This window comes from Bacterioplanes sanyensis, from assembly GCF_002237535.1.
In the GTDB taxonomy this organism is placed as follows: domain Bacteria; phylum Pseudomonadota; class Gammaproteobacteria; order Pseudomonadales; family Oceanobacteraceae; genus Bacterioplanes; species Bacterioplanes sanyensis_A.
The window spans coordinates 4,042,891-4,055,821 of the sequence record NZ_CP022530.1 but is presented as its reverse complement, the minus strand read 5'-3'; the positions used below and the strand labels follow the sequence as shown (position 1 = coordinate 4,055,821).

Here is a 12,931-nt window from a genome sequence, read left to right as displayed (position 1 = left end):
GAGGCTTCCAGCATACGGCTCAGTGATGCCTTCGCTATTGATTTAACGCAGGTCAGAGTTTGATTTTAAGCGCGCTGGTGGGAATGCAGCAGCAGGGCAAAATCTCACCGTCGTCGATAAACGCCAGTGGCTCTTTGGAGTAATGGACATTGCCTTCCAGCAGCTGCACGCGACAACTGCCACAGTAGCCGTCACGGCATTGGTAGTGCACGTCGATGTCTTGCGCTTCCATGGATTCCAATAACGACCCAGCATGCTGAAACAAGATGGCACGCCCATCTGCCAGCTGTACGGCGTGCTTGGGCGGTAACAACTCTGGTGACAGTGGCAGTTGCGGTGTGTCACCGGGTTGCTCTGGATTATGGTCCGGCAGGTAGAGTTCGGCCTGAGCCGGTGCAGGCTCACTATCTGCCTGCTCGGGCTCGAGCTCAAACTCGGGTTGCGTCTGTTGCGGTTGGCCGTCTAGGTCAAAAGCCTCTGGGCCATTGTTATCCTTCACAAGCGGCATCACAGATCAAAGTCACCAAAATCTGAGGTATCGACTTCGCTATCAATAGCGCCCACCAGATAAGAGCTGATCTCCGCTTCTTGTGGCGCCACCTGGACGTTATCGCTGTTCAGCCAAGCGTTAATCCATGGCAGTGGGTTATTTATGGTGTTATCAAAAATAGGGTCAAAACCCAGAGCACTGATACGCTGGTTGGTAATGTACTCCACGTACTGGCACAGAATATCCCGGTTCAGGCCAATCATAGAGCCATCTTTGAACAGATATTCCGCCCACTCTTTTTCTTGCTGCGCTGCTTCAGCGAAAATTCTGACCACATCATCGCGACACTCATCTGCGATTTGCGCAAACTCAGGGTCGTCCTTACCGCGCGCCATAATTTGCAGAATGTGTTGCGTCCCGGTTAGGTGCAGTGCTTCATCGCGGGCAATCAATTTAATGATTTTGGCGTTGCCTTCCATCTTGGCACGCTCAGCAAAGGCGAAGGAGCAGGCAAAGCTGACGTAAAACCGGATAGCTTCGAGGACATTCACCGATACCATGGTCAGGTACAAACGACGCTTCAGCTCGTGCATGCTCACTTCAATGGGCTGACCATTGACTTCATGCACGCCTTCACCCAGTTGCAAATAGTAATTCGACAGCTCAATAAACTCGTCGTAATACTGAGTCACAGAAATCGCGCGGCGAACGATAAAATCATTCTTCGTAATGTCATCAAATATTTCCGCCGGATTAGGCACGATGTTGCGCACAATGTGCGTGTAAGAGCGGCTGTGAATGGTCTCACTGAACGACCAGGTTTCTATCCAGGTTTCCAACTCAGGCAGAGACACGACAGGCAGCAACGCGACATTGGGGGAGCGCCCTTGAACCGAGTCCAGCAACGTCTGATATTTCAGGTTGCTGACAAAAATATGTTGCTCGTGGGCCGGTAAATCCAAAAAATCTTTACGATCGTTGGTCAGGTCGACTTCTTCTGGACGCCAGAAAAAGGACAGTTGTTTCTCGATCAGATTTTCAAAAATCTTATGTTTTTGCTGATCGTAGCGCGCCACATTCACTTGTTCACCAAAGAACATCGGCTGCGCAAAAGTATCAAATTCGTTTCGATTAAAGGTCGTGTATGCCATACCAATAATTAATTCTAGAGGGGGCCCTGACCCGTGCCCGTCAACTAAAAACAGCGCCACAGAGTTTTCTGCGGCGCTGCACAGCCCATTGCCCGGTCAGCGAGCATGGGACACATCGAACAATTAGATTTTACAAGCACCGCCTGCGCAATCGTCCTCCGCCTCGTTTTGCGGATCTTGCATACCGTCACGCGTATTGTGGTAATACAAGGTCTTCAAGCCGTTGCGGTAGGCGGTGAGCAAATCTTTTAGCAACTGCTGCATCGGTACTTTGCCATCGAAGCGCGATGGGTCGTAGTTGGTGTTGGCGGAAATCGCCTGATCCACAAACTTCTGCATAATGCCGACCAGTTGCAAGTAGCCTTGGTTGCTCGGGATTTGCCACAACAATTCGTATTGTTCTTTTAAACGATCGTATTCCGGCACCACTTGCTTAAGGATGCCGTCCTTGCTCTGTTTAACGCTGATGTAGCCGCGCGGTGGTTCAATACCGTTGGTGGCATTGCTGATTTGCGAAGACGTCTCTGAAGGCATCAATGCGGTCAGTGTTGAGTTGCGCAAACCGTGCTTGGCAATGTCCGCGCGCAGGCTTTCCCAATCGTACTGTAAGGCTTGGTCGCAGAAGGAATCGACGTCTTTTTTATAGGTGTCGATTGGCAAAAGTCCTTGCGCGTAGGTGGTGTCACCAAAGGCACTGCAAGCCCCTTGCTCTTGTGCCAATTTGTTCGACGCGCGCAGCAGCCAATACTGGATGGCCTCGAATGTTTGGTGAGTCAGGCCATTGGCGCTGCCATCGGAATATTTCACGCCGTTTTTCGCCAAATAGTAGGCGTAGTTAATGACACCAACACCCAGTGTGCGGCGCGACAAGCTGGCGCGCTCAGCCGCAGGTACGGGGTAGTCCTGATAGCTCAGCAGGCTATCCAGCGCGCGGACAATCAAATCGGACAGCTCTTCCAGTTCGTCCAACTCGTTAAGCGCGCCTAAGTTAAAGGCCGCTAGCGTACACAGTGCAATTTCACCTTCCGCATCGTTAACGTCGGTCAACGGGCGAGTTGGCAGGGCAATTTCCAGACACAGGTTCGACTGGCGTACCGGTGCTTTTTTCGGATTAAACGGACTGTGGGTATTACAGTGGTCGACGTTCTGTACATAGATACGGCCAGTGCTGGCACGTTCTTGCATCATGGCAGAGAACAAATCGACGGCTTTTAATGTGCGTTTGCGGATGCTGTCGTCGGCTTCGTATTTCACATACAACTGCTCGAATAGCGCTTGATCTTCAAAGAACGCGTCGTACAGGCCCGGCACATCAGACGGTGAGAACAAGGTGATGTTGCCGTTTTTAATCAAACGCTCATACATCAGCTTGTTAATTTGCACGCCGTAGTCCAGGTGACGTACACGGTTTTCTTCTACACCGCGGTTATTCTTCAGCACCAGCAAGCTTTCTACTTCGTAGTGCCATAGCGGATAGAACAAGGTCGCCGCTCCACCACGCACACCGCCTTGTGAACAAGATTTCACCGCGGTTTGGAAGTGCTTGTAAAACGGGATACATCCGGTGTGGTATGCCTCACCGCCGCGAATCGGGCTGCCCAGTGCGCGAATGCGGCCACCATTAATACCAATGCCCGCGCGTTGTGAAACGTATTTTACAATCGCGGCGGCAGTAGCATTGATTGAATCCAAGCTGTCGCCGGCCTCAATCAAGACGCAAGAACTGAACTGGCGTGTCGGGGTCCGTACGCCCGCCATAATCGGCGTTGGCAGTGACAGCTTAAAGGTGGACACCGCGTCATAAAAACGACGGATGTAATCGAGGCGACGTTCTTTGTCGTAAGAGGCGAACAGGCAGGCTGCAATCAGCACGTACAAAAACTGTGCGCTTTCGAATACCTCGCCGGTAACGCGGTTTTGAACCAGGTACTTACCTTCGAGCTGTTTGACCGCTGCGTAGCTGAAGTTCATGTCACGGCTGTGATCAATAAAGCCGTCCATCGCTTCCAGCTCTTCGCGGGTATAGTCTTCTAGCAAATGCGGATCGTAACGTCCGCCTTCTACCATCGCCGTGACGTGGTCAAACAGCGCTGGTGGCTCAAAACGACCATATGCTTTTTTACGCAAATGGAAGATGTTCAGGCGCGCTGCCAAGTACTGGTAGTCCGGTGCCTGTTCAGAAATCAGGTCAGCCGCTGCCTTGATCAGGGTCTCATGAATTTCAGCCGTTGGAATGCCATCGTAAAACTGCAGATGGGCTTTGAGCTCCACTTCGGATACTGACACCTTATCCAGGCCGTCGGCGGCCCAGGTGATAACTTTGTGGATTTTGTCCAGATCAAGAGATTCTTGACGCCCGTCGCGTTTGGCGACTCGGAGCTGAGTGTTCATGGTTTGTGTGCCTGTATTCAAGGATTGGACCCCTTCGATCCGTGAAGGATCTATTCATCCGTAAACTGCTTGACGCAGCCGCAAAGGTGTGGATTAACACTGCCTAAGTGGCTGACGCAAAAGCAAAAAAAGAGAGTGAGACACAAGATAATGCGGTGCAGGGGTGAATTCAACCCCAAGATATTGTGGGTATGGATTTCTGTGATGTGGATAAGTTGTTAGCCATTAGTGGACACAAAATTAACACCCGTCAGACGTTGCGGCAGCGCCTGGATGATCCGTGCGGTATAGGCAGTGCAACCGTGCGTATCTGAAGCTAAAGTAATAGCATTGCCAATTTGGTCATACTCATAGGGGAACGAGCAAGGTCATGCGTAACCACGAAACGGGCAGTGCAGAAGAAAACTGGCGCATTCTGATTGTTGAGGATGATGAACGGCTGGCCACGCTCACCAAGGACTATTTGGAAAGCAATGGCTTGCAAGTGTCCGTCGAGGGCGATGGCAGCCGCGCCATTGAACGCATTAAAAACGAACAACCCGACCTGGTGGTGCTGGATTTGATGTTGCCAGGGGAGGATGGCCTTGCCGTTTGTCGGATTGTTCGGCCTTATTACAAAGGCCCCATTCTTATGCTGACTGCACGCACCGAAGACCTGGATCAAGTGTTGGGCCTGGAAATGGGCGCCGACGATTACGTGGCGAAGCCGGTGCGTCCGCGGGTTTTGTTGGCGCGCATTCGCGCCTTACTGCGTCGCGTGCGTGACACCACCATGGTGGACGGCGATGAGCTCAGCAACGACAACCGTCTAACGTTTGGCAACCTAGTGGTTGATAACGCCATGCGTGAAGCTTGGCTTAACGGTGAAAGCATCGATCTGACCAGTGCCGAGTTTGATTTGCTGTGGCTATTGTGCAGCAGTGCCGGGCGTGTGCTGACACGGGAAGAAATTTTCCATCAGTTGCGTGGCATCGAATACGACGGCCAAGACCGCTCGATTGATGTGCGGGTCTCGCGGATTCGACCGAAAGTCGGTGACGACCCAATGAATCCTAAGCGCATAAAAACCGTGCGCAGCAAAGGGTATTTGTTCGTCAAAGAGCTGTAGCGGAGTCTCCCTATTTTCATTCGCGTCTACGCCGGGCTGTTGGCTGCATTGGTGGTGGTGGGTCTTCTGTGCACTGCCGCTTTGCAGCTGATTAACTTTGTCCGCACCGCTCAATTCAATGAAGACATTGTTAACGGCACTCTGGTGTTGTTGTCTCAACGTTTGCAGCAGGACCCGGCGGCGCTGCCAGATCTGGCCCGACGCTTAGATGCACAACTGAGCATTTCACAGCTGAGCGATGCTAGCAAAGACCACTACGAACAGCTGCGCTTACAGCGAGGTCGTGTGGTGATCAAAACATCTGACGATGGTCGCGCTGCCAAGGTGCTGCGCCATATGGGGGATGGCAAGGTACTGAACGTCGGCTTGCACACGGTTACCGACGTGCAAGCGCAGGCATCGGCGTACTTGCTGCTGGAAGATTGGCAACGCAGCGGTGAGCCGCTGGCGCAGTTTTTATCGCGCATGCAGCCTGAGTTTGGTTTTCCGCTGTCCGTGGTGGCGATGGAGGATCTGTTTCTGTCGGACAGCGATTATGCGCGTATGCAATACGGCGATGTACTGGTGCGCATTGCGATTGAAGGTCATCAAGCAGAAGCGTTGGTGAAAATTCCGGGTCAGCCGCAGGCACTGCGCCTTGGACCGATCAAAGCGTTCAACCCGTATTCCTGGCAAGCCATTTTAGTGGTGGCGGTGATCGGCTTTATGTTGCTTGGCCTGGGTGTCTATTGGGTGGTGAACTCGTTTGAAGTGCGTTTACGCAAACTGGAGCAAGCGACCAGTCGACTGGCCCAAGGGCATCTGAATGCTCGGGTGGCGGTGCACGGGCAAGATGCCGTGCAGCGCCTTGGTGAAGCATTCAATAAAATGGCAGAACACATTCAGCGGCTGATTTCTATTCAGCGTGAAATGGTACGGGCGGTTTCCCATGAGTTGCGCACGCCCGTCGCTAGGATTCGTTTTGGTCTGCAAATCATTGAAGACAGTGTGCTCGACGATGCATTTGTCAGTAAACAGTTGGGCGGTATGGATGCGGATATCCAGGAGCTGGATGAGCTGATCGATGAAATTCTCACGTATGCGCGCTTGGAAGAGGGCGGCCCGTTATTGGACTTCCAAAAAGCCAACGTCGCCGATTTGGCCTTGCAGGTGGTTGAAGAAGCCCGCCCGCCTGAAACCATTCAAGTACGCTATGTGGGCCAAGCAGTGGAGCAGGCGCTGTACGCAGAGGTCGAGCCCAGATACGTGCACCGGGCGATTCAGAATCTGGTGGGCAACGCCTTGCGTTACGCCCAGCATCGCGTCAACGTCAGTTGCACCATAGGATCAGATACCTGTCGGGTGGATGTGGAAGACGATGGTCCGGGCATTCCGGAACAGGATTGGGATAAAGTATTTACCGCTTTTGCCCGCTTGGATGACAGTCGCACACGCAGCTCTGGCGGCTACGGACTGGGTCTGTCCATTGTACGGCGCATTATCTATTGGCATGGTGGCCGGGCCATGGTGTCGCGTAGCGATGATTTAGGCGGTGCCAAGTTCAGCCTGATCTGGCCACGGCGACATCACGATTGAGTGGGTGAGGCGGCACTACTTTATGGGGCAACGTAGATAGCTGTCAGGCTGTACAAAAGGTTACACAAACCCCTAGAGCTGTAACAGACAACCTTGTTTGTTCGGGCCATTATGGCGATGCGTATCCCTAGGAGACGTGGTGAGAATGTAGCGAAGTTATTCGCTTTTATGGGGCTCGTTTGAGCCCCTTTTTTATGCCTGGGGTTTCTATCTCAGCAATCCGTTTACAGCTCTTCAACGGCGGTGACGCCGGGTAAATCCCTCAAACAAGTTTCCAGTGCCTGGGCAATAAAGTCTTTGATGAAATGGCTGTCCTTCTGGTCTGTTCGAACCGCCGCGTACAGCGTCGGCCAAATGCCTTCTCCCAGTTGGCAGGCCGTCACCAATTGCGCATCCAGGTAAGGATGCAACGCCCAGCTGGGTAAGCAGGCGACTCCTCGTCCGCTGGCCACCAATTGCACCATCATCAGAGTTAGCTCGGTTTCTCGTGTGGCGGCTGGCGTGATGCCGGCTGGGTCTAAAAAGCGTGTGAAAACATCCAGCTTGCTGCGCTGTACCGGATAATGAATCAGCGTTTCTTCCATCAACTGCTGCGGTGATATTTGCTTCACCTGCGCCAACGTATGCTGGCGGCTAACGGCCAGCAAGGATTGATAGCGAAACAGCGGTTGGTAATGAATCGCTGGGTGTTCTTCTGGGTCTGAGGTCACCACCAAGTCGATATCGCCGCGCAACAACGCTGGCATGGGGTCAAAGTGAAAGCTGGTGCTGAGATCTATCTCGACGTCGGGCCAATGGTCTCGAAATTCATTGATGGCAGGCATCAACCACTCAAAACAACTGTGGCACTCAATCGCCATATGCAGGCGGCCGCTGTGGCCCGCCGCCAGTTTTTGTAAGTTGCGTTCGCAGGCGCGCATCTGTGGCAGTACGCTGTCCGCCAGTTGCAGCACCTCCAGCCCTGCACGTGTGAAACGCAGTGGCTTACTTTTGCGTTCAAATAGCTGCGTGCCAATGCGCTCCTCCAGATCCTTTAGCTGGTGAGACAGCGCCGACTGGGTCAAGTGTAAGCGCCTAGCGGCCTCTACCAGCGTGCCGCCATCACGCAACGCCACCAAAGTGCGTAAGTGTTTGAGATCAAGCACTATTAACAGAGCTCATTTTGAAATGGAGTGACATTATAACCGTTCATATATAAGGACAAAACCACTGGTGGGTGAGCGTTCGGGTGAGTACTATTGCCGCCAATAACAATAAGAGGTGAATTATGTCTCGCTACCTTCTCAGTTTGGATCAAGGTACTACCAGCAGTCGCGCCATCGCATTCAATATCGATGGCAGTATGGCGGCATCGTCGCAACAAGAGTTTCCACAGCACTTTCCCAAACCCGGTTGGGTCGAGCATCACGCCAGTGAAATCTGGCAGTCGACGTTGACTACGGCACAACAGGTGATTGACCAGCTCGGTGCGTCTGCCGACGACATTGCCGCCATTGGCATTACCAATCAGCGTGAAACCACCTTAATTTGGGATCGGGCCACGGGCGAGCCGATTTATCCGGCCATTGTTTGGCAAGATCGCCGCACTGCGGACATGTGCAGCGAGCTAAAGCAAGCGGGCAAGGAGCCTTGGCTGCAGCAACGCACCGGCCTTTTATTAGACCCGTATTTTTCAGCCACCAAGGTTGCTTGGATTCTCGATCATGTGGAAGGAGCGCGCCAGCGCGCTGAACGCGGTGAACTGGCATTTGGCACCGTAGATACGTATTTATTGTGGCAACTAACTCGCGGTGCTGTGCATGCCACTGACGCCACCAATGCCTCTCGCACCCTGCTGTTTAATATCCACCAGCAGTGTTGGGATGATGAGCTACTGGCACTGTTCAATATTCCAGCCAGTTTATTGCCAGATGTGCGCAACAGCAGCGATGATTTTGGCAGCACGCATGAGTCTTGGTTCGGGCGCTCGATACCGATTGGCAGTGTTATCGGTGATCAGCAGTCCGCACTGGTGGGGCAGGCGTGCTTCGAGACCGGTATGGCCAAGTCGACTTACGGTACTGGCTGCTTTGTGATGATGAACAGCGGCGAGCAAGCACTGCACTCGGAACATCGTTTACTCACCACCGTGGCTTATCGTCTCAATGATCGCGTTACCTACGCCCTGGAAGGCTCGATCTTTATGGCCGGCGCCACCATTCAGTGGATTCGCGATGGTCTGCAACTGATCGCCAAAGCCAGTGACACTCAGCTGTTGGCCGAGCAAACCGGTTACGACAACCCTGTGTATATGGTACCCGCCTTTGCAGGCTTGGGGGCTCCTTATTGGGACCCGGATGCTCGCGGAGCTATTTTGGGACTGTCGCGTGATACCGGCATTAAGGAAATTGTCACCGCTGGTCTACAAGCGGTCTGTTACCAAACCCGTGATTTGTTGGAAGCGATGAAAGCCGATGGCGTTCATCCTGCGCGTTTGCGTGTGGACGGTGGCATGGTGGTAAACGACTGGCTGATGCAATTTCTTGCTGACGTGCTCGGGGTCGAAATTCAACGGCCAGGTATTACCGAGACCACAGCCTTGGGCGCTGCGGTATTGGCGGGGATGCAGGTTGGCATCTATCAGGGGTTAGATGATATCAGCCAGCTGTGGCAGCAACAGCGCTCGTTCCCGCCTCAAATCGAGGTGGAGCAACAGCATCAGTTATACCAGGGCTGGTTGGACGCCGTTCGTCGCGTGTGCAATAGTCAGGAATGACCACTGGGCATTGCCAGCTTTGCGTCCATGGACATAGTGGCGATGGGTTAGCTCAGTATAATGGACGAAAAACATACAAGGACGGCAGCGTGCAACAATTGCAGCGGGATATTCTGCGGCGCCATTGGTATGCCGCTGTGTGGGCGTTGTCCTACACCATATTGTTGTGTCTAGGTCACTATTTGGATCTGTCGCAACTAACGGACGTTCAGCTGTGGCGCCTTGTTGCCGGCTACTGGCTGCTGCAAGTCGCCTTGCTGGCTATGGTGGCCAGCGGCTATTCTCGGCGCTACAAAGACCCTAGCCTGACCATTCCATTCATGTTGTTGAGCATTGCTTTTTTGTCGCTGTTTTTGTGGATGGCTCCGGCCATGCGTCCTCTATTGGTGTTGGGTTACGTGACTGTGTTGCCGTTTGGTATGTTCCAACTCACTTGGCGCGGTTTTCTTGCGGTGACCTTAGTCACTGTGGCTTGTTATGGTTCTGTGCTGGCGCTATTGCAGGGCAGCGGGCGGGACTTTTGGCAGGCAGACTTGGAGTGGTTGTTGGCAGTGGCGTTTGCCGCCAGCTTGTTTTGCTTTGTGGTGGTGGCCCGCGAGTTCACTCAACTCAGAGACGCTCATCGCAATAAAAACCGCGAGTTGCGCCAAGCGTTGGCACGCATTGAAGAGTTGGCCGTCACGGATGAGCTAACCGGTCTGTATAACCGCCGTTATTTATTGCGTGGGATGGAAAAACACGCTGCTTTGGCGGACCGTGAGGGTCTGTCATTTGTTGCTGTTTTTATCGACATCGATCACTTCAAACATATCAACGACAGTCATGGCCACAGCATAGGAGATCAAGTGCTGGCGGAATTGGCCATGGTGCTGCGTCGCAGTGTGCGTGAAGCGGATATGGCGTCGCGCTACGGTGGAGAGGAATTTGTGCTGCTGTTAAGCGGAGTGGATCTGGTCGAGGCTGCGCCAGTGCTTGAGCGCATTCGACAAGTCATTATTGATGGCGCATTTTCCGAGCAACAGCTGCCTTTAACGGTGTCCATGGGCGTTGCTCAGTTTCGTGTGGGCGAATGTGTAGAGAAGTTGCTGGCGCGTGCTGATCATTTGCTCTATGAGGCCAAGCGCCGCGGTCGTAACCGCATTGAGATGGAAGCGCTGGCCGCAATCAATGCTGCCCATCAATCCTCTTGAGACAGCAAAAACTCCAATAACGCCTTTTGCGCATGCAGGCGATTTTCGGCTTGGTCCCAAACGACGGATCTGCGATCGTCCAATAACGTATGGCTGATCTCCTCGCCACGATGTGCCGGTAAGCAATGCATGAAGATAACGTCGTCATTGGCTTCATCGAGCAAAGCCTCTGACACTTGATAGTCTGCGAATTGTTGCTGCCGTTGTTGTTGCTCATCCTCCTGACCCATGGATGCCCAGACGTCGGTGGTGACCATGTCTGCGCCTTGCACGGCTTGTTCGGGTGAGCGCAGCAACTGCACGCGGTCACGATTGCTATCTAACAGGTGTGTCGAGGGTTCGAATCCTTCTGGCGTCGCAATGCGCAGTTGGAAATCAAACTGCCGTGCGGCGTTAATATAGGAGTGACACATATTATTGCCGTCGCCAATCCAGGCCACGGTTTTACCTTGAATGCTGCCGCGATGCTCGCGATAGGTTTGCATATCGGCCAGCAGCTGACACGGATGGAAGTCGTCCGTTAGCGCATTGATGACTGGCACTTGCGAAAACGCAGAAAAACGCTCCACCGTATCGTGATCAAAGGTACGGATCATAATCACATCGACCATACGGGATAACACGCGTGCACTGTCCTCGATCGGCTCACCACGACCCAGCTGGGTATCGCGTGGTGAGAGAAAAATCGCACTGCCGCCAAGTTGTGCCATGCCCGCTTCAAAAGACACGCGTGTACGGGTGGATGATTTTTCGAAGATCATGCCCAGCACACGGTTTTTGAGTGGTTCATGCAGCTGCTGGCGTTGCTGAAAGCGCTTTAACTCGGTTGCCCTTTCTATTACCCAATTGAGTTCGTCACTGGTCAGATCCAGCAGGGTCAAAAAGTGTCTCACGTTGCTCACTTCCTTCAATATGCACCATCGCAACGGAGTCGATGGCCGTTGGTCACGCATTGCCAACAGTACGTCATGTGACGCATGGATTTGGAATTATCTGGCCATAGCTACGGCTTAGATAAACTTAAAAACGCAATCGGGCAGCTGAGCTGCCCGATGTGAAGATCATACGAAAGGGTGGTTTCAATGTAAACGAATCCGATCAATATTCGGATATTATAATCTCAGAAGAATCTTATTCATCTGCGGCTGTGTTTTAGTCGAGTGATAGTCAGACTTATCGCGATTGGCCTCGAAGCTCGTTATCCCATAAATTATTTTCGCAGGCTTATGATTCTGCTGTTTCTATTTACAGTGAGAAGGGGTTCAGCGGTATGATCTGCCGGTAGACAACCGGGGGCAGTGACGCATGCAACAGAACATTGGGTGGTATTTTCCGCAGACAGGCGGTCCAGAGGTGCTTGCAGCCACAGAGTTGGCGATGCCCGAGCCGGGTGAGCATGAAGTGCTTATTAAAGTATTGGCATCTGGCTTTAACCCCATTGATAGCAAAATACGAGCAGGGCTGGCACCGATCGCTGCGGACAACAAGGTACCCGGCTGCGACGCCTGTGGCGACGTCATCAAAGTGGGTAAGCAAGTCGCAGGGTTCGCTGTCGGCGACCGAGTCTATGGCTGTATTGGTGGCGTTGCGGGCTCGAGCGGCACCTTATGCCAGTATGTGGCTGCCGATGCTCATCTGTTAGCCAAAGCCCCCCAGTCTATTTCCATTGCACAGGCGGCGACTTTGCCACTGGTGGCGATTACCGCCCATGAAGCGTTGCAACGATTGCAGCTGCATAGCAATGATTCTTTATTGATCATGGGTGGTAGCGGTGGTGTCGGGCGGATGGCCATCCAACTAGCGCGTTTGCAGGGCGCTCAGGTGACTGCCACCGCAGGTAGCGAAGCGCGTCAGCAGCAGCTGCGTTCACTGGGGGTTGAGGCGTATCACCACAATGACGTCGAGCAGCTGGGGGCTCGTTTTAATAAGGTGTTGGACACCTTTGGTGGCCAAAGTCTGTTGAATGCACTGCTGGCCGCCAGGCCAGGTGGGCACGTTGCCACCATCAATGCACGTAACACTTATGACTTAAGTCAAGCACACGCCAAAGGGCTGACCTTGCACGCTGTGTTTATGCTACTGCCGTTATTAACCGGTAACGGGCGAGCTGATCATGGTGTTTTTTTACAGCAGTTGGCTGAGTGGGTGGATCTTGGCTTAGTGAGTGCAGCAGAAGCTGAAGAAGCGCCTGCCGCCGATGTGGCGGCAGTGCATGAACGCTATGAAGCTGGGGAGCTAAAACACAAGGTAGCGTTTGTTTTGCCGTAAGAC

At 53.1% G+C, this 12,931-nt stretch carries 10 protein-coding genes; 5 read left to right on the top strand and 5 right to left on the bottom strand.

Annotation, left to right across the window (positions count from 1 at the left end):
* Window positions 1-52: 52 nt before the first annotated feature.
* From yfaE to nrdA, 3 genes are all read right to left on the bottom strand, one after another.
* The gene (yfaE, locus tag CHH28_RS20730; RefSeq protein ID WP_420093155.1) at window positions 53-499 is read right to left on the bottom strand and encodes a class I ribonucleotide reductase maintenance protein YfaE; all 447 of its coding nucleotides are present in this window, start codon (window positions 497-499) and stop codon (window positions 53-55) included.
* Window positions 500-507: 8 nt separating this feature from the next.
* Window positions 508-1,641 carry a class Ia ribonucleoside-diphosphate reductase subunit beta gene (nrdB, locus tag CHH28_RS18605; protein WP_094061718.1) on the bottom strand — a complete coding sequence of 378 codons (1,134 nt, stop codon included), beginning with the start codon at window positions 1,639-1,641 and terminating at the stop codon, window positions 508-510.
* Between the two features lie 123 nt (window positions 1,642-1,764).
* Window positions 1,765-4,032 carry a class 1a ribonucleoside-diphosphate reductase subunit alpha gene (gene nrdA / locus CHH28_RS18600; RefSeq protein WP_094061717.1) on the bottom strand — a complete coding sequence of 756 codons (2,268 nt, stop codon included), beginning with the start codon at window positions 4,030-4,032 and terminating at the stop codon, window positions 1,765-1,767.
* A 370-nt stretch (window positions 4,033-4,402) separates the two neighbouring features.
* Here nrdA and CHH28_RS18595 point away from each other — a divergent pair, with 370 nt between their 5' ends.
* Both CHH28_RS18595 and CHH28_RS18590 read left to right on the top strand, forming a co-directional pair.
* Entirely contained in the window at window positions 4,403-5,140 is a 738-nt protein-coding gene (locus CHH28_RS18595; RefSeq protein WP_094061716.1) for a response regulator, read from the top strand.
* Between the two features lie 39 nt (window positions 5,141-5,179).
* On the top strand, window positions 5,180-6,715 hold the full coding sequence (locus tag CHH28_RS18590) for an ATP-binding protein (protein WP_094061715.1): 1,536 nt from the start codon (window positions 5,180-5,182) through the stop codon (window positions 6,713-6,715).
* Window positions 6,716-6,939: 224 nt separating this feature from the next.
* Here the strand turns inward: CHH28_RS18590 and CHH28_RS18585 are convergent, their stop codons facing one another.
* The gene (locus CHH28_RS18585) at window positions 6,940-7,860 is read right to left on the bottom strand and encodes a LysR family transcriptional regulator (RefSeq protein ID WP_094061714.1); all 921 of its coding nucleotides are present in this window, start codon (window positions 7,858-7,860) and stop codon (window positions 6,940-6,942) included.
* A 122-nt stretch (window positions 7,861-7,982) separates the two neighbouring features.
* Between CHH28_RS18585 and glpK the strand changes: the two genes are divergently transcribed.
* Window positions 7,983-9,470, top strand: coding sequence for a glycerol kinase GlpK (gene glpK / locus CHH28_RS18580; protein WP_094061713.1), 1,488 nt, complete (start codon window positions 7,983-7,985; stop codon window positions 9,468-9,470).
* A gap of 89 nt (window positions 9,471-9,559) precedes the next feature.
* Window positions 9,560-10,660 (top strand): GGDEF domain-containing protein, encoded by a 1,101-nt coding sequence (locus CHH28_RS18575; protein ID WP_157730004.1) that lies wholly within the window; start codon window positions 9,560-9,562, stop codon window positions 10,658-10,660.
* Here the strand turns inward: CHH28_RS18575 and argF are convergent.
* Entirely contained in the window at window positions 10,648-11,613 is a 966-nt protein-coding gene (argF, locus tag CHH28_RS18570) for an ornithine carbamoyltransferase (protein ID WP_094061711.1), read from the bottom strand. The genes CHH28_RS18575 and argF overlap by 13 nt on opposite strands.
* A gap of 352 nt (window positions 11,614-11,965) precedes the next feature.
* Here argF and CHH28_RS18565 point away from each other — a divergent pair, with 352 nt between their 5' ends.
* A complete protein-coding gene (locus CHH28_RS18565; protein WP_094061710.1) occupies window positions 11,966-12,928 on the top strand; it encodes an alcohol dehydrogenase catalytic domain-containing protein in 963 nt (320 codons plus the stop codon).
* Window positions 12,929-12,931: the final 3 nt, after the last annotated feature.